This is a genomic window from Pseudomonas sp. 382, from assembly GCF_002759075.1.
Classification (GTDB): domain Bacteria; phylum Pseudomonadota; class Gammaproteobacteria; order Pseudomonadales; family Pseudomonadaceae; genus Aquipseudomonas; species Aquipseudomonas vlassakiae.
The window spans coordinates 14,906-36,245 of sequence record NZ_PEMX01000039.1 but is presented as its reverse complement, the minus strand read 5'-3'; the positions used below and the strand labels follow the sequence as shown (position 1 = coordinate 36,245).

Here is a 21,340-nt window from a genome sequence, read left to right as displayed (position 1 = left end):
CCTCACTGGCCAGCCTGCGCAGTCTGCGCGGGCACGGCAAAGTTGTTGCGTTTGCAGAGCTTGGCTTCGACTTTCTGCGTGCCTTGTTCCGGGCCCTGGACTTCGAAAGCCAGCAGGCTCTGACCGGCCCAGTCTTCGTCTTCGCGCATCTGGAAGACGAAGCGGCCGTCGGTGTCCGAGGTCTCCGGTTTTTCCAGCTTGATGTCTTCGTGACGGCCATTGAGGTACCAGAGCGTGGCCTGCAGCACCTTGACCGACGGATCTTCGAACTTGACGTCCATCTGCATGTTGCGGTTGATCAGGTCCTTGATCACGCCGCCCTTGCCATTGACCATCAGCTCGTTCTTGCCGGGCTTGAGGGTGGCGCTGGCGCTCATCAGGGCTGGGCGATCGTCGCAGCCGTCGTCGAGCAGGGCGAGGATCTGCCGCCAGATGGTTTCCTGGTCCAGGCGGTACAGTGGCGAGAATTCCCAGATGAGGATCTTCGGTGGGTTCTTCTGGAATTCTTCACTGCCCAGGTACTGGATCATCGAGCCCTCCAGGCCGCCACCGGGGAAGGCGACGTTGAGCACGTCGGCGCCGATGTACTGCTCCAGGAAACCCGAGAAGTTGTAGTTCTTGCCACTGTGGCTGGTGCCGACCAGGGTGATCTGGGCGTTGCCGCTGTCACCGAACAGGTCGTCGCCGCCGCCGGTCGAGCCTTTCGGCTCGGTGGTGAACTGGTCCATGTACTGCACGGCGTAGCTGGTGCCGCAGAGCTGGCCGGCAACGTTGTGCAGGGTGCCGGTCTTGCCCATGCGCCCGGACTTGTGGGTTTCGAATTCCTTGCGCGGGATGCCTTCGAAGGCCGGCATCTTGTGCACGGTTTCGGCCACGATCTTCGCGGCGCGCTCGGCGCCGTAAGGCGTCCAGTGCTGGTCACCACGGAAGTAGAAGTCCTTGCCCTGGTCAGCGGCGGCCAGCTGCTCGTTGGTCAGCGGCGACAGGTCGGGGACGTTGTAACCCATGCTGGCGAAGCGCTTGAGCATGGCCTGGTAGTTGCCCAGTGCCTTCTGGTAATCGAAGGCGGCTTTCTCTTCTGGATTGAGCATGTTGCGGTTCACCAGGCCACGGGTCGGCTGGTAGACCACGACCAGTTCCACGCCGCGCTTCTTGAACGCATCGTGCACCTGCTGCAGGCGTTTGTAGCCGGCCGGGGTGGTATTGAACTCGGTGCGCAGGTCTTCGCGGGTACGGAACAGCCAGTCACCCTGGGCCTGTACCAAGGTGGTGAAGTTCTGCTGGTAGCGGGTGGTGTAGCGGCTCGCGTCATGCGCCTCGGGGCACAGCTGGCAGCAGGGCTCGGCGGTGAAGGTCGGGGCCTTCACTTCGTCGGCGCGCACGCCCTGGCTGATGGCCAGGAGGGCGGCGGACAGGCCCAGCAGTTTCATCAGGTGTGGAGTCATGGTCTGGGCTTCCTTAATCGATCATTTCGGTCTGGCGTTCGACCGGGTCGATCAGCACGGCCTTCTGCTGGCGCACCAGCAGGTCGAGAATTTCGTCCTGGCGTTCGCCAAGCACGCCGTTGAGGCTGATGCCGCTGGCTTTGCGCGGGGCGAGCATGGATACCTTGTACAGCTCGACCGACAGCGGCGAGTCGATCGACAGCGGGCCGGAACCGTTGGCCGACAGCTCGCCGCCGACCACGATCAGCGACACCTTGGTGTCGAACGGGTCGAGAGCGATGTCGCGGTCGGTATCGGACAGGTCCTTGATGTGCCCGTACACGCCGACCAGGCCGTTGGCCATGGCGATGTTCTCGTACAGGCGAATGTTCACGCTGTTGCGCACGCGGATGCCGTGGCGACGGTTGTTGATCAGCTTGTTGCCCCAGATCAGGTTGTCGCCGCTCTCGTACAAGGTGATGCCGTCGGTGTGGTTGCGGTAGATCTCGTTGTAGGCCACCAGGTTGTTGACGCTGTTACGGTCGATCACCACGCCGGAAAGCTTGTTGTCGTAGCTCTTGTTGTTGATGATCCAGCTGTCGTTGACCTCACGCGAAACGATGATGCCGTGCTTCTTCTTGGTGCCGTACACGGTGTTGCCCGCGATGATCAGGCGGTGCGAGCGGTCGTGGGGGTCGATGCCGTAGACGATGTTGTCGTGGTAGGTGTTGTCCTTGACCACGAAGTCGGAGGTCTCGTAGCAGTAGAAGCCGTACCACATGTCACTGAATGTCGAACCGATGATCCAGCCGGTCGGTTCCGCGCGGCCCATGCGCTTGGACATGTTCGGTGTGTACTGCGAGATGCTCACGCCATACGACTTGGACTTGGCATAACCGAAGCTGGCCATCGTGGTATTGACGATGTAAGTCTCGGTTCCACCCCACGACAGCAGGAAGGGGCGGAATTCCTTGGGCGAGCGGAAGGTCGCCGGACCGTTGTCCTTCTCGCGCCAGCCGATCACCTGGGTGTCGGTGACGAACAGCTTGCCGTCGTTGACCAGGAACGAACCGCCTTCCTGGGACAGGCGCAGTTGCTTGACCTTGCCGTCGATCTCGAGAATGCCCTTCTGCCCGACCACGATCGGCAGGCGCGCCAGGTAGACGCCCGGCTCGACTTCGCTGAGGTACTGCTTGGGCACCTTCTTGCTCAGCTCGACCAGGTCGACATGGCCGTCATCGATGAAGATCGCCTGAGGAATGCCGTGCTGGCGCTGCACCCACTCGGCGGCCTTGTTGTCGCCGCCGACGAATTCCTTGAGGGTGTCCTCCTGGAACATGCGGCGCAGGCTGACCTTGCCTTTGTGGCGGCGGTCGATCTTCTTCTGCACGGCCTGCGCGGTGTAGCCGGTGAGGTCGGGCAGTTTCGGCGGGTCCATCTGCAGCGGCTCGATCGGTGCGCTGGCCACAGTGTAGGTCTTGGCCTGCTGCAGCTCCTTGGCGATCACCTGGGGCTCTGCGGCGACGGCCAGGTGGCTTGCCAGCAGCAAAGCGCTGGCAAGGAGGCTGGGACGGATGTGCGGGTGAAGGTTCATCAGGGGTCTCCCGGCCTCAGAAGCGCCAGATCACGTCGACGAAGGCGCGGTGCATGTACGAGTCCGCTTCCTTGCCATAGGCATCGCCTGGCTTGAACACGCCGGCACGCAGGCGCACCAGGGCGGAAGGCTCGTCGATCGCCTGGCTCATCGAGGCCGGCAGCAGGCCTTGCTTGAAGTACTTGGTGACGACCACGTCCATTTCCTGGCCCAGGTCTTTTTCGCCATCGACCAGTTGGCGGTTCACGCCGTTGTCGTCGACCACTGCATTGATGCCGCTGGAACCGATGTTCTGGTTGCCGTCGACACGCCAGAACTTGTGATAGATGAGGCTGGCGTCGTAGTCGTCGCGCAGCTGCCAGGAGGCGAACAGGGTGGCCGCCTGGAGGTTGCCCAGCTCGCCGCGGAAGGCTTCGCCGAAGCGGTGCACGCGCGAGCGGGTGCCGGTGAAGTTGGAGCGGTTGCTCTCAAGGCCAGTCTGCTCGAAGTTGTTCGAACCGTCGTCGCCGCCGCCACCGCTACCACGGGCGTAGGCCGCACCGACCTGCCATTGCGGGTCCAGGCGCAGGCGGATGCCGAGGTCGGTGGCCCAGGCATTGACATTGCCGCTCTGCTTGCCGGTGGCCACGGTCTGGTCGCCGACAGTCTGGCTGCTGAGGGTGTCGCGGTCACCGGTCAGCCAGGTGACGCTGCCCCAGTAGTTGACGGTGTGGTCGTTGCGCCAGTTGTAGGCGTCGCTGTTGGCTTCCAGGCCCAGCCAGGTGAGGTCGCCGGTGCGGGTCTTGTCCAGCGCGTCGACGGTTTCGCCCGGGTTTTTCAGGCTGCCGCTGTCATGGGTGTGGTGGGCGCGCAGGCCGACCCAGTGGCCAGGGGTCCACTGCGTGGCGACGTTGCCGTAGATGTGGGTGCGGTCCTTGTCTTCCGGGGCCAGCTCGGTGAGGTCGGTACGGTATTCGCTGAAGCGCTGGGCAACGCCCAGGTCTGCCTTGAGCAGGGTGGTGTCGAAGGTCCAGTTCAAGGCTTCGATGTTGGTGTCGCGCCACATGCCATCGTCGCTGCGCAGGCGCTGGCGGCCGAGGCGCAGTTGCTCGCCCGGGTAGGCAGTGAGGCCGCTGTAGCCGACCCAGAACTCGCGCATGGCCAGGTAGCTCTTGTCCTGCTTGCGGCCATCGGCGGCGGTGTCGGTGGTGGTGCCGTCGTCGTTCTGGCGCAGGGTATCGGTTTCGATGGTGTCGGTGGCGGTGACCGCCTGGCCCATGGCGTAGGCGCTCCAGTTGCCGCTCTCGCCGTACACCCAGGGGCGCAGGTCGAGGCCCAGGCCGTTGACGTCGCCGCCCGGACGGGTACCGAGGTCACGGTCGTCTTCCGATTGGCCGGTGATTTTCACATCAAGGCCGAAATTCTTCTGGGCGGTCATGTCCGCCAGGGTCGGGCAGGACCACAGCAGGGCGAAGCTCAGGCCAATGCCGGCTTTCACGAATGGATTGAGCGTCATAGCGAGTCCTCAGCTTCTACTTCTTTTTCGTCGTCTTGCAGCGCTTCGAGGGCCAAGGTGCTGGTGGCACCCTGGAGCATGCTGCCGCGCGCCTGCTTTTCCTGCGCCAGCAGGTTCTGCGCCTGGGTACGCTGGTCAGGCGTGAGTTGCTGGTCGAGCTGCTGCAGCAGTTCGCTGGACTGTGGTGTCGGGTTGACCTGGGACAGTTGGGCGAACACCCAGGCGTTGCCCGGCTGTGGACGGATGCCATGGCCTTCGCTGAACAGTTGGGCGAGGGCGTAGTCGGCGCTGTTCTGGCCGCCGCGGGCAGCAGCCAGCAGGTGGTCGACGGCCTTTTGCGGCTCGACATGGCCCAGGTAACCGCGGCGGTACAGCTGGCCGAGGTAGTAATGGGCGCTGATTTCGCCGGCGTCGGCGGCGGCCTGCAGGTGTTGCTCGGCCTTCTTGGCATCGGCTGGCAGGGTCTTGCCCTCGTAGTACAGGCGGCCCAGCAGCAGTTCGGCGCGTGGCTGTTCGGCCTCGCGGCCCTTGTCGATGTAGGCCATCAGCTGGTCGGTGTCGCCCAGTTCGGGGAAGTCGTACAGCAGCTGTGCCAGGCTGACCCAGGACGCCGGGTTGGCCGGGGCGACCTGTTCGAGCAAGTCCTTGGCGGTTTTCTCGTCGGTCTGGCCGAGGCTGCGGTCAGCCAGCACGCGGGCAACGCTGTCGACCCGGGTGGCCGGCACCGCGCCACGGCTGTAGGCGGATTTGAGCTGCCCAAGCAGGGCGGCCTGTTGATCGGCCTGGCCACGCTTCTGGTAAACGGTGGCCAGCTCGACGTAGCAGATGTCGGTAGCGTTCAGCGCGGCTTTGCAGATTTTCTCGACGTCGTCCAGGTGCTGGTCGTAGGTGCCCTGGGTGCGGTACAGCAGCACCTGGGCCAGGCCCGCTTCCGGGTTGCCGGCGGCGCGCCATTGGTCGATCTGCTGCTGCGCGTTGACCTTGGGGAAGCTCTGCGGGTAGGTCAGGTAGAGCATCGCCAGCGGGATCAGGGTATTGCCTTCACCTTGCCTGGCGGCGGCCTTGAGCAAGGTTTCCGCTTCTTCACGCTCGGCCTGCGTGCTGTCGGGCTTGGCTACCAGCAGGCGGCCAAGGCGTGCCTGGGCACGCGGCGAGGAAGGCGCGGCTGCGCGGTAGGTGGCTTCGGCCTCCTTGATTTTCGCCGGGTCGCGAGTGGCAACCTTGATGTCGGCCAAGCCCACTTGTGCGTCGCTGTAACCCAGGTCGGCCAGGGCCTTGTAGTTGCGCTCGGCCAATGCGGTGTCGCCGCGCTTGAGGGCTTCGTTGGCCAGGCGCTGGTCGGGCAGGCCCGCACAGCCGGCCAGGGCGACCGCGGCCGCCAGGGCACAGAGGCCCAGGCTTGCGCTTTTCTTATGGGGAATCATCACGGGATCCTCTTACAGACCGCGGGCCACGGCTTTGTCGATCAGCCAGTTCAGCGAAGGGCCACGGTCGCTGTTGACCGAAGCCGGGCGGCCGGCGAGCTCGGCAGGCATGGCGCTGTCGGGCTTGATCTGCACGCGGATGTCGGAGGCCAGGTCATCGCTGTTGAGGCTGGCGCTGCTGACGATCTGGCCGGTACGGACTTCGTCCTCGCCGGCCACCTGGAAGTTGACCCGGGTGCCTGGCTTGACCTCGTCGAACTGGCGGTAGCTGAAGCGGGCCTCGACCATCGGGGTTGTGGTGCGTGGCACCAGCTGGAAGATCGGCTGGCCCTTGGCAGCGTACTGGCCGTCGTCCACCAGCTGGCGCGTGACCACGCAATCGCAAGGGCTGGTCAGGGTGCCGGAGAGCTGCTTGCCGAACAGTTCCTCGATCTTTGCCGGTTCCAGCTGCGAGTCGTCCAGGCTGCCCTTGAGCATGTCCAGCATGCTGGTGGTAAAGCTGGCCAGCGGTGCGCCCTTGACGATCTGCCCACCGGTTTCGGCCAGGCTGTTGACGGTACCGTCGCGCGGCATGGTGACGGTGGTGGTCGGCACGGCAACCACGCCGGCTTCGGCATGGCTGATGAAGTACATGCCGTACAGCGATTTGGCGACGAAACCAAAGGCGGCCACGCCGACCACGAACACGCCGAGGGTTACCGTCACGGCCTTCAGGCGGCCGAAGGCGGACAGGCCGGAGCCACTGTCCTTCTGCTTGCGGGCCTTGGTGAAGTTGTCGCGCTGCAGGGTGCTGAGCACGTCGCCGACGGTGATCAGCTCACCCGACAGGTGGGTGGTGATGATGTGGCGCAGGGTGGCGATGTCGCGCGGTTCGAGGTTCTGGAACTGCGCGCCGGTGCGGCCGCTTTTGCTGTCGTGGGCGCGCACCTGGAATTCGATGTCCATCGACAGGCCGAGGTTATCGACCGTGAACTGCAGGCGACCGCGCAGCACTTCACCGACCGACAGTGGCTGTTGGGTGTGGAAGCTCAGGCCACCGGCGGAGAGGTCGTCGACCTTCACATCGTGGGCCTGGCGTTCTTTGTCGAGGAAACGCAGCTTGGCCGGGATGCGTACCCGGGCGTGTTGGCGCTGGGCTTCGGACTCATGCACGACGTTGACGTTCACGGCGGTATTCATCTTGGTTTGTTCCTGTTAGTTCCGATCCGGGTTGGGCTCACACGACCATGAACAGCACAGCGACGAAGATGCTGGCAGCCGAGAAGGTCATGGTCCGCGAGGACCAGGTGTTGAACCATTGTTGAAAACTGGCGAGGTCACGCTTGAGGGCAGTCGGTTGGCGGGTCCAGGACTGCTTGTCGAGGCGGAAGAACACGTAGATCTTCATCAGCGCGCCGACGATCTGGTTGTAATAGAGAATCAGCGGATAGGCCGGGCCGACGTTGTGGCCGGAGCACAGCAGCATGATGGTGAGGATCAGGCGGGTGATGCCGATCCACAGCAGGTACACCAGCAGGTAGCCCATGCCGAACTTGAGGCTGGCGATCACCGCCACGGTCAGCCCGAGCAGGCTGGTCCACATCGACACGCGCTGGTCGAACAGCACGATGCTGGTGAACAGGCCCAGGCGGCGCAGGCCGAGGCCCAGTGCACGGGAGTTCTGACGCAGGTTGTTGCCGTACCAGCGGTACATCAGCTTGCGGCTGGCCTTGAGGAAGCTCTTCTCCGGAGGGTGCTCGACCGTGTTGATCGCGGCGTCTGGCACGTAGAAGGTGTCGTAGCCCAGGCGCATCAGGCTGAACCAGCTGGACTTGTCGTCACCGGTGAGGAACTTGAAGCGGCCCAGGCGCCAGTGCATCAGCGAGTCGCTTTCGACGTCGGCGATGAACTCAGGGTTGGTCACGACGCTGGCGCGGAACATCGACATGCGCCCGGTCATGGTCAGCACGCGCTTGGACAGGGCCATCGAGCACATGTTGATGTGGCGCTGGGCGAAACGCAGCTTGTGCCACTCGCTCATGATGTAGCCGCCGCGCACTTCGCAGAACTCGTTGGTGGTCAGGCCGCCGACGTTGGGGAACAGCTTGAACCACGGCACTGTCTTGCGCACCACACCTTCGCCGAGCACGGTGTCACCGTCGATCACGGCGACCACGGCGTTTTCGTCAGGCAGCATCCGCGAGATGGCGCGGAAGCCGTAGGCCAGGCCGTCGCGCTTGCCGGTACCGGCAATGCGCACGATGTCCAGTGTGACGTGTGCGGGCGGGTTGTAACGGGCCCACAGGCTCTTTACCAGCAGTTCATCGGACATCTCCACCAGCGAGCAGACCACGGTGGTGGGGTAGCCGCATTCGATCGCCTCGCGGATCACCGAGCTGTACACCTGGGCGGTGGTCAGCGCTTCGATACGGAAGCTGGTGACCATCAGGTACACGTGCGACGGCGCGGCGGCATCGCCCATCTTCTGCACCTTGCGGCGCAGGTACGGGTAGACGCCGTAGAGGAAGATCATGCCGCGGATGAAATGGGTGGCGCCCATGGAATAGCGCCAGATGCCGACTGCGCCGACCAGGAAGATGAAGTGCTTCGACTGCGAGTCGAAGATATCGGCTGGCAGGGCCAGGGCGATCAGCATGAGCAGGCTCATGTAGAGCAGCCACCCGGCGCACTGCAACAGCACTGTCTGGAGCCTTTGCATGTTCAGCATCCGTCGAGAATTCGGGAAAGGGTGGGCAGCGATGGTGGGGAGGCCACCGCTGCCCGGTCGGGCATTACCAGCAAATGCCTTCGGTACGGCTGGTGGTGCAGGTTGGCTTGCTCATGAAGCCGACCAGGTCGATCACCTGCTTGCCTTCCGGCGCTTGCTCGGCAAGGGCGCGGAACTGCTCGTCACGGTTGCCCAGGACGATGATGTCGGCGTTGTCGATGACCTTCTGGAAGTCGGCGTTGAGCAGCGACGAGACGTGCGGGATCTTCGACTCGATGTACTCTTTGTTCGCCCCGTGGACGCGGGCGTACTCGACGTTCTCGTCGTAGATATCCAACTGGTAGCCCTTGCCGATCAGGCGTTCGGCCAGTTCCACCAGCGGGCTTTCGCGCAGGTCGTCGGTGCCCGCCTTGAAGCTCAGGCCGAGCAGGGCGACCTTGCGCTTGTCGTGGGCTTCGATCAGCTCGAAGGCGTTCTGCACCTGCGATTCGTTGCTGCGCATCAGCGAGTCGAGCAGCGGTGCACGCACGTCCAGGGAAGCGGCGCGATAGGTGAGGGCGCGCACGTCTTTCGGCAGGCACGAGCCACCGAAGGCGAAGCCAGGGCGCATGTAGTACTGCGACAGGTTCAGGACCTTGTCCTGGCAGACGACTTCCATCACATCACGGCCATCCACGCCGACCGCCTTGGCGATGTTGCCGATCTCGTTGGCGAAAGTGACCTTGGTGGCGTGCCACACGTTGCAGGTGTACTTGATCATCTCGGCCACTTCGATCGGCTTGCGGATGACCGGCGCGTCGAGCTCTTCGTACAGGGCTTGCAGCACATCGCCGCTGGCCTTGTCCAGTTCACCGATGACCGTCATCGGTGGGTGGTCGTAGTCCTTGATGGCGGTACTTTCACGCAGGAACTCCGGGTTCACGGCAACGCCGAAGTCGGCACCGGCCTTCTTGCCCGAGCAGTCTTCGAGAATCGGGATCACCACGTTCTTCACGGTGCCCGGCAGCACGGTGCTGCGGACCACGATGGTGTGGCGACGCTCGCTGTCGCGCAGCACATAGCCGATTTCGCGGCACACCGACTCGATGTACTCAAGGCCCAGGTCGCCGTTCTTCTTGCTCGGGGTACCGACACAGATCATCGACACGTCGCTGGCGCGGATGGCCTCGGCGAAGTCGGTGGTGCCACGCAGGCGGCCGTTGGCGATGCCTTGTTGCAGCAGTGCTTCCAGGCCAGGTTCGACGATGGGCGACTTGCCCTGATTGATCAGGTCGATCTTGGTCTTGGACACGTCCACACCAATCACGTCATGACCTCGCGCCGTCAGGCAGCCTGCACAGACCGCACCCACATAACCCAAACCAAAGATGCTGATACGCATCGCTATCACCTCATGTGTTTATCACGCCAGCTCTTCCGGAAAGAGCCGGACTGGGTTGATTAACAACAGTTTTCAGGCGCACGGATCCATGGGCGAAAGCTCACTTCGCCGAGCGCAGGCATGAATAAATCCGTCGCGCACAAAGTTGTGCACTAAAAGTTGGCAGTATTAAGCCAGTACTTAAAAGGCGTGCCCTGTAATGCAGCCGTCTTTATTGCAAAGCGCTACTTGGCGCCATGCTGTGCTTGTTTTTTCAAGTGGAAAAATCCTTTGAAATCAACCACTAGGACGAGTTTGAAAGGGCGCGTTACTCCTCTTTGAGCAGCGCCTGCGGGGGTTCCCGTTGCGTCTGCCAGATTATCGAAGCGGGTAGTGATACCTGCCGGTTGTCATCTGTAAGTCATCTCTCACACCGCAGGGGCAGGAAATTCGTTACGGCACTATGAGCGATGGGTCGTGGGAGAAGTTCCGAGGTGGGTTCCGCTTCGATGAAAGATTTCTAAATAATTTTTAAGTGGCAAATACTTTCAAATTGATAGCACGTTGCAGTTTCACCCCCGCGTAGAAAGGACGAAACTGAGGCTTGGTAGTGTTGTGCCAGCATGGAAAAAAATTTTTCAAAATTCGTCAAAAAAGTACGAACGGTCTTATGGCGTTCGGCGATAGCACCCTGTGTGATGTTTTTTTGGCGCCTGAAGATTGACTTGATGGCTTTCGCAGCTGCCCTGCAATGGGGCGCTGCTGGAAACATATCCGGTAACACACAAAGGCCATACTAAAGCTAAGGCTTTTTCGTCAGCTGCCGTTATTCCCTTTGGACGCTCTGCGCAGCTGTCCATGAACGAAGGAGCGTCCTGGGCAGCCTCTGGCCACTGGCCAACGAGGGCGTCTCATCCATCAATCACATGGAAGAGACGAGAGAAAGCTTATGAAGAAGACCACACAGGTTCTGATCGGCGGGGTATCGCTGCTGCTTGCTGGCATGGTGCAGGCAGGGCCCCCCGTAAATGTAACGTTCAAGAATCTCGGCGGGGGAGACGCCGAGCTTAAAATGGTAACTGCCAATGAAAGCAGTACCTACCAGATAGCCACTCCGAAGCCTGCCAACAAAGTAGCGCCGAAGATGCAGACCACGTTCGATGTGCAGCGTGTAATAAGTCCTGACGTCAATGCAGCAATGGTACGTTATACCCTGGGTCGTAAGACGTGCGCGTTTGGGACCTCTTTCCAGATGAGACTTTTACCAGGAGGCTTCAAACAGCCGGAGTGGACCAAGACAGCGACCCCGAGCGGAGGGGCGACCTGCACAGCGAACATTACGCGTACCAATGCCGATTACTCATGGTCAGTGGAATTCACCATGAAGTAATTTGCATCTTTTGATTGGCGGCAGCACGCACCTTTCTGGTCCGCGTGTTGCTGCCGAACGGCGGGTATTTTCGGGTGGGGTGATATATGCAACTTCCAATAAATACGGTTTTTGCAAAAACAGAAATGACAGAAACGCTGCCGGTAAGGCGAGGCCAAAGTGTTGAGGAAGAGCCACAGGTCCAGGCTCTTGCAAGTGCCCACAAGGCAGAGGAATCAACGCTTTCAAGCCTTTCTCGTCAGCTCAGCGCTGCAGCGCAACGCGCGGCGATTCGAGACAGTCAGCTTTCTCGTAGCGAACTGTCGGCATTGGCTTCACGCGTGCTGGATAAACTGACGGGAGCAAGCTACTTATTCAGCAAGTCATCTTACGATAACTTTCTACCCGATACCGATGATGTGGAGCTGTTAGAGCGGGCGCAACAAGCTAACGATTTTGCTAATGGTCGAGGCCCCAATCCGTTTACGAGTTTATCTTCTGATCAACTCAGTTTGATTACCTATGATGAAGGCGGTGACTTTACTGTCAATGAGCGACGCGCTGCGCGGTTGGAATTGGCGAGCCGACGATCGGAATGGTCCGTCTACATAACCGGGAAAATGGAAGGCGAACGCCGGTCAACAGGAGGGATAGAACAAGGTTTACGCGAAATTATAGAGTACTACAGAGCGCTTCCGGCTATAGAAGAAGCACAGATTCAGGGTAATTGGGAGGTGGATTACAGAATGATGCTTTCTCGCAACCGTGAAGAGGGCGAGGCATCAGGTATGTCATTGATCGAGATAGTTGCCAAACAATGGAATGCGGAAGACAAGCTGCCCCCGGTGCCGTTTGATCCCACCACAGATGCAATCGGCAAGGAGGGAACCGAGCGATGACCTCGATCATTTCCCTGCACCACATCACCCGCCGTCTGGGAGGCGAAGCCGTCCTGCAGGACGTATCGTTATCCCTCCCCGCAGGCCAGTCTTGCGCCATCATCGGTGGATCCGGATCTGGCAAAAGCACGCTGCTCAACCTGATCGGTCTCCTTGACCAGCCCTGTCACGGGCGTTTGGTCCTGGATGGGTGTGAACTGGCACACGCTGATGACGACCAGCGCGCCATCATCCGTAATCGCCTGCTTGGTTTCGTGTTCCAGAGTTTCAACCTGCTGCCAAGGCTGTCCGTGCTGGACAATGTTGCGCTGCCGTTGAGCTACCGTGGCATCTGTCTGGCTTCGGCTCGGCAGCTCGCCAAGGCCCAGCTGGAGAAAGTCGGCCTGGAGCATCGTGCGAAATATCGCCCGGCTCATCTCTCCGGTGGCCAACGCCAGCGAGTGGCAATAGCCAGGGCTTTGGTTACAGAACCAAGGATTCTGCTGGCCGATGAGCCCACAGGCAATTTGGATGGTGAGACGGCACGGGACATCATCGGGCTGCTGACGAAGCTGAATCGTGAGCAGTGCATGACGCTGCTGGTGGTGACACACGACCCGACCATTGCGCGGTGCATGGACCGCTGCCTGCTGGTTCGCAATGGTGGCGTATTCGATGCCTGAAGCCGCCTACGGCCCAGGCTGGCAGCAACGCTTCAGCGAGGCCTTGCTCAGCGTCTGGCAGTTGGGCCCCCGCGCCTGGCTTGCACTGTCAGGCATCGCAGTCGGCTGTGCCGCGCTGGTGGCCCTGATGAATATCGGCCACAGCGCGACCGAGTTTGCCCGGCAACTGTTCCAGGGCCTGGGAAGCGAGTTGCTGGTGGTGAACCTTCAGGCCACGGCCGAAGGCGGCATGCCCGTGCGTCTGGACCTTGTCGGATTGCCGCCAGGCATCCGAGCTGTCGCTCCGTTGGCAGCCGGTGTGTTCGCCGTCAAGTTCAACGGGGAGAGCGTCGAGACGATGGTGGCAGGCAGCAGCGCACAGTTGTTCGAGGTCATCGACCTCGAGGTTGCCAAGGGCCGCTCGCTGTCTGCTTACGATGACCCGGCCGCGCATGTGCTGTTGGGGGCTTCGCTGGCGGCGCGGTTGCAGGCGAGGCCGGGTGACCGCGTGCAATTGGGTAGCTATCTGTTCGAGGTAGTCGGCGTGCTCGCGCCACGAGGGTACAACCCGATGTTGCCGATCAATTTCAACGACAGCGTGTTGATGCCGTTGCCAGGCATGCGTCGCTTGAGCCCGATACCCGAGGTGGCGACGCTGATCGCGAAGGGGGCCGATGCCTCGACCCTGGTCCAGGCGGCACGTTCGTTGGAGCGCTACCTGCGCGCCAGGCTCACGCAGCATGAGGTAGATGTCCAGTTACCACGGCAGATGCTCGAAGGCATGGCTGGTCAGTCGCGGGTGATGTCCGGGCTGCTGGCCGGCACCGCCGCCGTTGCCTTGCTGCTGGGCGGTGTGGGGGTGATGAATGTGATGGTGATGAACGTGGTGCAGCGTCGACGCGAAATCGGCGTGCGCATGGCCCTGGGCGCGCGCGCTCGGGATATCGCCTGGCAGTTCCTGCTTGAGGCGCTGGTGCTGTCCGTTGCCGGCGCGCTGCTGGGCGCGGTGCTGGGCCTTGTGGCCGCCTGGCTGTTTGCCCGCGGATCAGGGTGGGATTTTGCGCTCGATGCAAGGTCGCTTCCGGCGAGCATGGGCATGGCGCTGATCCTGGGGCTGTTCTTCGGTTTGCAGCCCGCACTGGCAGCGGCGCGTCTTCAACCTGTTGTCGCGTTGCGTGATGAGTAAGTGGCTGGCGATGGCCTGCATCTGGTCGTTACCTCTGTTGGCCATGGCCGACCGCGCGTTGCAACCGTCCCGGCCGACCTTGCGGCAGGCAGGCCCGGTGAGTGCCTTGTCGGCAATGCACGGCGAACCCGTGGAGATCGACCTGGCCGATGCCGTTGGCCTGGCCCTGCGCGACAACCGGGCGATCCGCAGTGCCTACCTTGAGCGTGTCGCGCAGAAGTTCGACCTGCGCGTGGCCCATGACCGGTTCGCCCCGCAGCTGTCGCTCAAGGCACGCTACCTGGGCAATCGCAATCATGCCGATCGCTACCGTGAGGCGCAGCTGGCCCCGAGCGCCAGCCTGCTGACCCCGTACGGAACGCGCCTGAGCCTGGACTGGGATTACGGGCATACCCGAGCCGATTCGGCGGGGCGGCGGTATCGGGATGGTGCCAGCCTGATGATCGTCCAGCCGTTGCTGCGCGGCGCCGGACGCGAGATAGCCAGCGCACCGTTGCGCCAGGCCACGCTGGCTGAACAGTCGAACCGCCTGGCGCTCGCCGACGACGTGGCGCAGGTCATTACCCGGACGCTGCTGTCGTACCGGGAGCTGCTGCGTGCCCAGGAGCAACTGCGTATCGCCGAAGATAGCCTGTTGCGTGCCCGTCAGCTGGTGGCAGTAAGCCACGCCTTGATCGCCGCCGGGCGCATGGCTGCCTTTGAAGTCGTGCAGGCAGAAGCCGAGGTTGCCAGTCAGGAACTGACCGTCGAAGGCAGCCGCAACCAGCTGCACCACAGCCGCGTAGCCCTTGCGCAATTGCTCGCCCTGGACCTTGCGACCCCGCTGCGGGCCGCGGAGCGGCTGCTGGCCGAGCGTTGGCAGGTGAGCACGGAGCAGGCCCTGGCCCGCGCCGAAGCGTTGCAGCCGACCTATCTGATGCAGCAGCTGGCGACCGAACAGGCGGCCATCGCGTTGCAGGTCGCAAGCAACGCGCAATGGTGGGACCTGTCGCTGGTCGGTGGGGCCAGCCAGATGCATCAACGGCCCGGCAATGAAGCGGCATGGGAGCACTACCTGGGGCTGGAGCTGGAGGTACCGATCGGTGACTTAAGTCGCCGCCAGGCGCAGGTACGGGCCCAGGTCGAGGTGGAAACCCAGCGCCTGGGCCTGGTCGAATCCCGTCAACAGCTTGAGCGTGATGTGAGTACCGCGATACGCGACCTGCAGGTGCGCTGGCGACAGCTGGAAATCGCCGGACGGGCGCTGGCACTGACCCGGCGCAAGCTGGACATCGAACAGCAAAAGCTCGCGGCAGGGCGCTCGAGCAATTTCCAGGTGCTCAGTTTCGAGAGTGATCTGCGTCAGGCGCAAAGCACGCAACTCGAAGCTACGATCGCGTACCTGGATGCGCAGGTCGTCCTCGACCAGGTCGTAGGGACCACGTTGCTCAAGTGGCAGGTGAGCCTCAATGATTAAGTGGGGCTGTTGGCTGGCGGTAGCGATGACCGGTGTTGTTCTGGCGATGTTGAACTGGCCCGGCGCCGTGCAGCCGCGCGAGCAGAGGTGGCTGCGGGTCGAACCGCAATTGCTGGAAAACCGTCTGGGGCTTGTCGGCAGACTTCAGGCGGCACGTCAGGTGACACTGAGTGCGCCGTTCGCTGGCGTGGTCGCGGCAATGCCGGTTGAGGAAGGGCAGCGCGTCGAGGCAGGCCAGCCGTTGATCAGCCTGGACACTGCTCAGCTGGACATCCAGCTGCGCCGTGCCCAGGCAGAGCGCCTCAAGGCCGAGGAACAGCTCATGCAGTTGCGTAGTTGGCAAAGCGGCCCGCAGGTGGCGCGAAGTTTGCGCGCTGTGGCAGCAGCTCGCGCCGCCATGGCGGCCACCCAGGCGAGCCTGGATGACACCCAGCGTCTTTTCGAGGGTGGCATTGTCGCCCGTATGGAAGTCGTCAGCCTCGAACAACTGCTTGGGGAGCAGCGTCAGGCGTTGCTGGATGCCGAGCAGGAACTGCGGCTGACGCGTGCCCGGGGGCAGGGTGATGCGTTGTTGATCGCTGAAATGGAGCTTGCCAACGCGCAAGCACAGTGCCGGGCCCTGATCAGGATGCGTGATCAGCAGGTGATCGAAGCGCCTTTCACTGGCGTGCTCTTGCCCGTGAGTACGGAGGCCGGCCACGGCGGCCGGCAGCTACACGTCGGGCAAGCGGTGAGCCAGGGGATGGCGTTGATGACGCTGGTCGACCTGGAGCGTCTGCAAGTGATGGCCAGGCTGGAAGAGCACGATCTGTTGAAGGTGCGCGAGGGCATGGAGGTTGAAGCCGTCATCGCCGGGCAGCGGCTTGCAGGCCGCATCGACCGTATTGCCATGCAAGCTCGCGACGATACGGCCCAGGGAGCCTGGTATGACGTGCGCGTCGATCTGGATTTGCCCGCCGCACCCCTGCAATTGGGCCTGCGCCTGGGCATGAGCGCCCAGTTGCAGTTGTTGCTGCATCGCCAGGAACGGGCGATGGTGGTACCTGCGCCCGCGTTGCAGGTGGACGAGGCCGGGCGCACCTATGTGCTGTTTCGGGCCGACGAAACCCAGGCGCCGCGCAAAGTACCGGTCACGGCTGGTCCGGCAGGGGTGCAGGGGGTCGAAGTTCAGGGCCTGGAAAGTGGTTACGTGCTGATTGCGCCGGAGCCGCCAGACGGCTCCGGTCTTGATCATTCGGCCGGGTGATCGCGCAGGAAAACCAGGTGATCCGGCTTGGACTGCTCGGCACTGTAGTAGTAACCCTGCACGTCGAACTGCTTGAGCTGCTCCGGGTCGTTGACCCGTTCCTGGATGACGAAGCGGCTCATCATGCCGCGGGCCTTCTTGGCATAGAAGCTGATGATCTTGTACTGGCCGTTCTTCAGGTCCTTGAAATCGACGTTGATTACCCGGGCCTTCAGTGCGCTGCGTTTCACGGCGCTGAAGTACTCGTTGCTGGCCAGGTTCAGCAGCAGGTCGTCGCCTTGGTCGGCCAGCGCCTGGTTCAGCCATTCGCTGATGCGCGTGCCCCAGAAGGCATACAGGTCCTTGCCGCGGGCATTGGCCAGCTTGGTACCCATTTCCAGTCGGTACGGCTGCATCAGGTCGAGCGGGCGCAGCAGGCCGTACAGGCCGGAGAGCATGCGCAGGTGCGCCTGGGCATAGCTGAAGTCATCCTCGCCGAGGGTTTCGGCATCCAGGCCGGTGTACACGTCCCCCTTGAATGCCAGCAGCGCCTGCTTGGCATTGGCCGGGGTAAAGTCCGGGGTCCAGCTGCCGAAGCGCGCGGCATTGAGGCCGGCGAGCTTGTCGGAGAGGTGCATCAACTCGCTGATCTGAGCGGGTGAAAGCTCACGCAGCAGCAGGATCAGTTCCTGGGAGTCGTCCAGGTATTGTGGCAAGGTGAAACGGTCGGTCACCGGCGCGGTGTCATAGTCGAGAGTCTTGGCGGGGGAAATCACCGTCAGCATCGGGTCGGCTCCTGGAATCGTTGCAGCGGATTCTACGGATCGCGACCGGGAACGCCAAACTATGACGACAATAGTCACAGACCATCGCCAAAGCAGGCGTTATAGTGCGCGTTTTGGCTGTCACGGAGAGATTGATCGTGCGCATTGCCGGGGCCTTGCTGGCCACCTTGTTGAGCCTGGCCGCCCAGGCCGCCCCCGTGCCCCCGGCCAGCCTGGACCGCAGCCAGTGGCCCGAGCAACTGGATAGCCCGGTGCTGTTCGACGTCGCCTCGCGGGCAGAGATCCTGTCGTTTGCCCGAGTCCTGCATGAAAGCGAGCTGCTCGACGATGCCACACTGGCTGCACGGCTGGGATTGCGGCAGATCAACCTGCAAAAGATTCGCGCTGTGCGTGCGCAGATGTGGCAGCGTTTGTGGCAGGGTTACCAGCAGGCCCAGCGCAGTTGCGAGCAAGACGCCTCGTTCTGCTATCTGCTGGAGTCAATGGCAGATTTGCGCACCAAGGCGGCAACATTCGCTGCCGATGTCGGCACGTTCTATACCGGTTGGATCGAACCCAGTCATCAGTTCCATGTCCGTTACCTGGATGAACAGCTGCGCAAGGCAGCGTTGTTGCCGCAGACCAGCAGCGAGGTCGAACGCCTGTCCAGCCGCGAGCGCAATGGCGATGAGCTGAACGACCGCCTGTTCCTGCTGACCTTCGTCGGTGGCCCCGGGCCTGATGGCGCAAGTACCGATGAACTCACCGAGTACCTGCGCAAGCAGAAGCTGCAGGGCACCTTCTTTGTCCTGGGCAATCGCCTGCAGCAGCGGCGAGATGCAGGCGCGGCGAACGCATTGACCGATCTCTATGCCGGCCAATGCGTGGGTATCCAGGGCTGGGAATATCGCTCCCACGCCCAGTGGCAGGGCTGGCAGGATTCGATCAAACGCGCCCAGGCGCGGGTTCAGGCCGACCTGCCGGAGCAATACGTGCCGCTGTTCCGCCCGCCATATGGGCAGCGCCGGGCTGACGCCGAAGGGTTCATGGCCAGCCAGCAGCTGCGGGTTTCGCTATGGGACATCGACGCTCTGGATGATGGCGCGCTGACTGCCGAAGCTTCGGCCCAGCGGGTGATAACCTTGATGCTGTTATGGCGCAAGGGGGTGATCCAGTTCCATGACAGCCTGCCCAAGGCCCGGACGGCGCTCGAGTGGTTGCTGCACAACACCGCGCAAAGCGGCATCGGCTGGGAGGGCTGCCACGATTACGCCTATCGCGAATAGAGGGTATGACTTCTGACTGTAGCCTCGTCTGGTGCTGCCGCCAAGCGCTCTTCGTCAATCGGAAAAATAAACTTCAAAATCTCGTAAAAATGCTTTTTCCGGTAATGGCTTTTGCGGTATGAAGAAACCAGACAGCCGATTCCTGCAGCACAGGTGGCGTCATCCAGGCCCACCTTGCCAGGAACGCTTCCCGCCCGTAGCAACGCGGATACGGGGAGAACGGCGGTCACTCTGCGGCGCACACAGAGCGTGCCGTGTGGCTTCGACATAAGGTGACCGAGTATGGATGACCAAGGACGCAACCCTTCCTCCAGCAAGCCAATCCTCTATGTGCTCGATACCAACGTCCTGATTCACGACCCCAACGCATTACTCAACTTCGAGGAGCATCACGTCGCCATTCCGATGACGGTGCTGGAGGAACTCGACAAGCTCAAGACCGGCAAACAGAGCATCGCCGCCGAATGTCGTCAGGCCATTCGCCTGATCGACCAGACCCTCGGTGACGCTTCGCCCAGCGATGTCGAGCAGGGCGTGCCGATTCAGCGTGGCAAGAGCGGCGCCAAGGGCTACTTGTCGATCCTGATGAGCCCGCGCAACGAACCCAGCAAGTTGCTGCCGGAAAACCTCAACGACAACATCATCATCAACACCCTGTTCGAAGTTCGCAGCCGGCGCACCGACCTGGACGTGGTGCTGGTTACCAAAGACATCAACATGCGCCTGAAGGCGCGCGCCTGCGGGATCGCGGCCGAGGACTACAGTACCGACCAGTTGGTTGACGACGTGTCGTTGCTGTCCAAGGGCTATCACTCGGTCACCGGCTCGTTCTGGGACCGGGTCAGCAAAGTCGATACCCGCCAGGAACGTGGCCGCACCTGGCATCGGGTGCAGATGATCGATAACCTGCCGGCCGTGCATATCAACGAGTTCATCATTGATGAGCAGGGTTTTGTTGGCTGGGTAAAAGGCATTCGCAACGACGAACTGCTATTGCTCGACCTGCACCAGGAACCCTTGCTGCACCAGGAAGCCTGGGGCCTGAAGCCGCGGGACATTCATCAGAGCCTGGCGCTGTTCGCCTTGCTCGACCCGGACATCCACCTGGTCAACCTGACCGGCGCTGCCGGCTCCGGCAAGACCATCCTGGCCCTGGCCGCAGCCATCGAGCAGACCATGGTCAGCAAGCGCTACCGGCGCATCATCGCCACCCGCAGCGTGCAGGGGCTGGACCAGGAGATCGGCTTCCTGCCGGGCACCGAGGCGGAAAAGATGGAGCCTTGGCTGGGTGCCATCACCGACAACCTGGAAGCCTTGCACATGGACGATGAAAGCACCCATGGCAGCGTCGAATACATCCTCGAACGCGTTCCGCTGCAGTTCAAGTCGCTTAACTACATCCGTGGGCGCAGCTTCCAGCAGAGCCTGATCCTGATCGACGAGTGCCAGAACCTGACGCCGCATCAGATGAAGACCATCATCACCCGGGCAGGCTCCGGTTCCAAGGTGGTGTGCCTGGGCAACCTGGCGCAGATCGACACGCCTTACCTGTCCGCGACCAGTTCGGGGCTGACCTACCTGACCGAGCGTTTCAAGGACTTCCCCCATGGCGTGCACATCACCCTGCAGGGTGTGCCACGCTCGGTGCTGGCCGAGTACGCCGAGTCCCATCTGTAATACCTCCAGCCGGGCGGTGCGCCGCCCGGCCTTTTCGCCGGTCCTGCCGACACATATCGCTGCGCAAACCTGACCCACGGGTTTACACTCTCTGTTCCCTTCACAGGAGCAGAGCAGTGCTGACTCATCTTGATTCCCAGGGGCGCGCCAACATGGTCGACGTCACTGAAAAGGCCGTGACCGAGCGCGAGGCCGTGGCCGAGGCGCGGGTGCGCATGTTGCCGCAGACCTTGCAGATGATCGTCGACGGCGAGCATCCCAAGGGCGATGTGTTCGCCGTGGCGCGCATTGCCGGCATCCAGGCGGCGAAGAAGACCAGTGACCTCATCCCGCTGTGCCACCCGCTGATGCTCACCAGCGTCAAGGTCGAACTGAGCGCCGAAGGCCAGGACGCGGTGCGTATCCTGGCCCGCTGCAAGCTGGCCGGCCAGACCGGGGTCGAGATGGAAGCGCTGACTGCCGCCAGCGTCGCTGCGCTGACGATCTATGACATGTGCAAGGCAGTGGACAAGGGCATGGTCATCGAACAGGTGCGCCTGCTGGAAAAAGTTGGCGGCAAGAGTGGGCACTACAAGGTGGAGGCGTGATGAAGGTCAAAGTGATGTACTTCGCCCGTTACCGTGAATTGCTGGGCGTCGATGCCGAGCGCCTGGAAGGCGAGTTCAAAGTGGTCGACGATGTGCGCCAGGCCCTGGTGGCCAAGGGTGGGCAGTATGCGGTGCTGGCCGAACAGAACCTGATGAGTGCGCGAAACGAAGAGCTGTGCAAGCTCGACGAGCCGCTGGAAGAGGGCGATGAAGTGGCGTTCTTCCCGCCGGTGACCGGAGGCTGAA

At 62.3% G+C, this 21,340-nt stretch carries 18 protein-coding genes; 10 read left to right on the top strand and 8 right to left on the bottom strand.

All coding sequences use genetic code 11. The features are described from left to right. Positions 1-2: 2 nt before the first annotated feature. The 7 genes from CQW31_RS27070 to CQW31_RS27040 all read right to left on the bottom strand — a co-directional run bounded on the left by CQW31_RS27070 (position 3) and on the right by CQW31_RS27040 (position 10,025). Entirely contained in the window at positions 3-1,445 is a 1,443-nt protein-coding gene (locus CQW31_RS27070) for an alginate O-acetyltransferase (RefSeq protein ID WP_054884677.1), read from the bottom strand. A 13-nt stretch (positions 1,446-1,458) separates the two neighbouring features. Next, on the bottom strand, positions 1,459-3,018 hold the full coding sequence (algG, locus tag CQW31_RS27065; RefSeq protein WP_054884676.1) for a mannuronan 5-epimerase AlgG: 1,560 nt from the start codon (positions 3,016-3,018) through the stop codon (positions 1,459-1,461). A gap of 16 nt (positions 3,019-3,034) precedes the next feature. Continuing rightward, positions 3,035-4,513, bottom strand: coding sequence for an alginate export family protein (locus CQW31_RS27060; protein ID WP_099815840.1), 1,479 nt, complete (start codon positions 4,511-4,513; stop codon positions 3,035-3,037). Next, positions 4,510-5,937 (bottom strand): alginate biosynthesis TPR repeat lipoprotein AlgK, encoded by a 1,428-nt coding sequence (algK, locus tag CQW31_RS27055; RefSeq protein WP_054884674.1) that lies wholly within the window; start codon positions 5,935-5,937, stop codon positions 4,510-4,512. Before algK ends, CQW31_RS27060 begins: the two co-directional genes overlap by 4 nt. Before the next feature lie 12 nt (positions 5,938-5,949). After that, a complete protein-coding gene (locus CQW31_RS27050; protein ID WP_099815839.1) occupies positions 5,950-7,116 on the bottom strand; it encodes an alginate biosynthesis protein Alg44 in 1,167 nt (388 codons plus the stop codon). Between the two features lie 37 nt (positions 7,117-7,153). Continuing rightward, positions 7,154-8,635, bottom strand: a complete 1,482-nt coding sequence (locus CQW31_RS27045; protein ID WP_177332362.1) for a glycosyltransferase family 2 protein — start codon at positions 8,633-8,635, stop codon at positions 7,154-7,156. A gap of 73 nt (positions 8,636-8,708) precedes the next feature. Beyond that, entirely contained in the window at positions 8,709-10,025 is a 1,317-nt protein-coding gene (locus CQW31_RS27040) for a nucleotide sugar dehydrogenase (RefSeq protein WP_054884671.1), read from the bottom strand. 928 nt (positions 10,026-10,953) lie between these two features. On the opposite strand from CQW31_RS27040, the gene CQW31_RS27035 reads away from it, so the two are divergent. The 6 genes from CQW31_RS27035 to CQW31_RS27015 all read left to right on the top strand — a co-directional run bounded on the left by CQW31_RS27035 (position 10,954) and on the right by CQW31_RS27015 (position 16,801). Beyond that, the gene (locus CQW31_RS27035; RefSeq protein ID WP_099815838.1) at positions 10,954-11,394 is read left to right on the top strand and encodes a hypothetical protein; all 441 of its coding nucleotides are present in this window, start codon (positions 10,954-10,956) and stop codon (positions 11,392-11,394) included. Between the two features lie 86 nt (positions 11,395-11,480). Then, positions 11,481-12,272 (top strand): hypothetical protein, encoded by a 792-nt coding sequence (locus CQW31_RS31030; protein WP_143524260.1) that lies wholly within the window; start codon positions 11,481-11,483, stop codon positions 12,270-12,272. Next, entirely contained in the window at positions 12,269-12,934 is a 666-nt protein-coding gene (locus CQW31_RS27030; RefSeq protein WP_099815837.1) for an ABC transporter ATP-binding protein, read from the top strand. The genes CQW31_RS31030 and CQW31_RS27030 overlap by 4 nt, the downstream gene beginning before the upstream one ends. Continuing rightward, positions 12,927-14,099 (top strand): ABC transporter permease, encoded by a 1,173-nt coding sequence (locus tag CQW31_RS27025; protein ID WP_099815836.1) that lies wholly within the window; start codon positions 12,927-12,929, stop codon positions 14,097-14,099. Before CQW31_RS27030 ends, CQW31_RS27025 begins: the two co-directional genes overlap by 8 nt. Beyond that, on the top strand, positions 14,092-15,555 hold the full coding sequence (locus CQW31_RS27020) for a TolC family protein (protein ID WP_099815835.1): 1,464 nt from the start codon (positions 14,092-14,094) through the stop codon (positions 15,553-15,555). The genes CQW31_RS27025 and CQW31_RS27020 overlap by 8 nt, the downstream gene beginning before the upstream one ends. Next, on the top strand, positions 15,548-16,801 hold the full coding sequence (locus tag CQW31_RS27015; protein ID WP_099815834.1) for an efflux RND transporter periplasmic adaptor subunit: 1,254 nt from the start codon (positions 15,548-15,550) through the stop codon (positions 16,799-16,801). Before CQW31_RS27020 ends, CQW31_RS27015 begins: the two co-directional genes overlap by 8 nt. On the opposite strand, the gene yaaA is transcribed toward CQW31_RS27015, so the two are convergent. After that, positions 16,786-17,565, bottom strand: a complete 780-nt coding sequence (gene yaaA / locus CQW31_RS27010; protein ID WP_054884664.1) for a peroxide stress protein YaaA — start codon at positions 17,563-17,565, stop codon at positions 16,786-16,788. The two genes, CQW31_RS27015 and yaaA, sit on opposite strands and share 16 nt — an antisense overlap. A 137-nt stretch (positions 17,566-17,702) precedes the next feature. On the opposite strand from yaaA, the gene CQW31_RS27005 reads away from it, so the two are divergent. The 4 genes from CQW31_RS27005 (at position 17,703) to moaD (ending at position 21,339) form a co-directional block, all read left to right on the top strand. After that, the gene (locus CQW31_RS27005) at positions 17,703-18,830 is read left to right on the top strand and encodes a polysaccharide deacetylase family protein (RefSeq protein WP_099815844.1); all 1,128 of its coding nucleotides are present in this window, start codon (positions 17,703-17,705) and stop codon (positions 18,828-18,830) included. Between the two features lie 282 nt (positions 18,831-19,112). Beyond that, positions 19,113-20,507 carry a PhoH family protein gene (locus tag CQW31_RS27000; protein WP_054884663.1) on the top strand — a complete coding sequence of 465 codons (1,395 nt, stop codon included), beginning with the start codon at positions 19,113-19,115 and terminating at the stop codon, positions 20,505-20,507. Positions 20,508-20,623: 116 nt separating this feature from the next. Then, positions 20,624-21,094, top strand: a complete 471-nt coding sequence (gene moaC / locus CQW31_RS26995) for a cyclic pyranopterin monophosphate synthase MoaC (protein ID WP_054884662.1) — start codon at positions 20,624-20,626, stop codon at positions 21,092-21,094. Further along, positions 21,094-21,339 carry a molybdopterin converting factor subunit 1 gene (moaD, locus tag CQW31_RS26990; RefSeq protein WP_099815833.1) on the top strand — a complete coding sequence of 82 codons (246 nt, stop codon included), beginning with the start codon at positions 21,094-21,096 and terminating at the stop codon, positions 21,337-21,339. The genes moaC and moaD overlap by 1 nt, the downstream gene beginning before the upstream one ends. The last annotated feature ends 1 nt before the right edge of the window (position 21,340 follow it).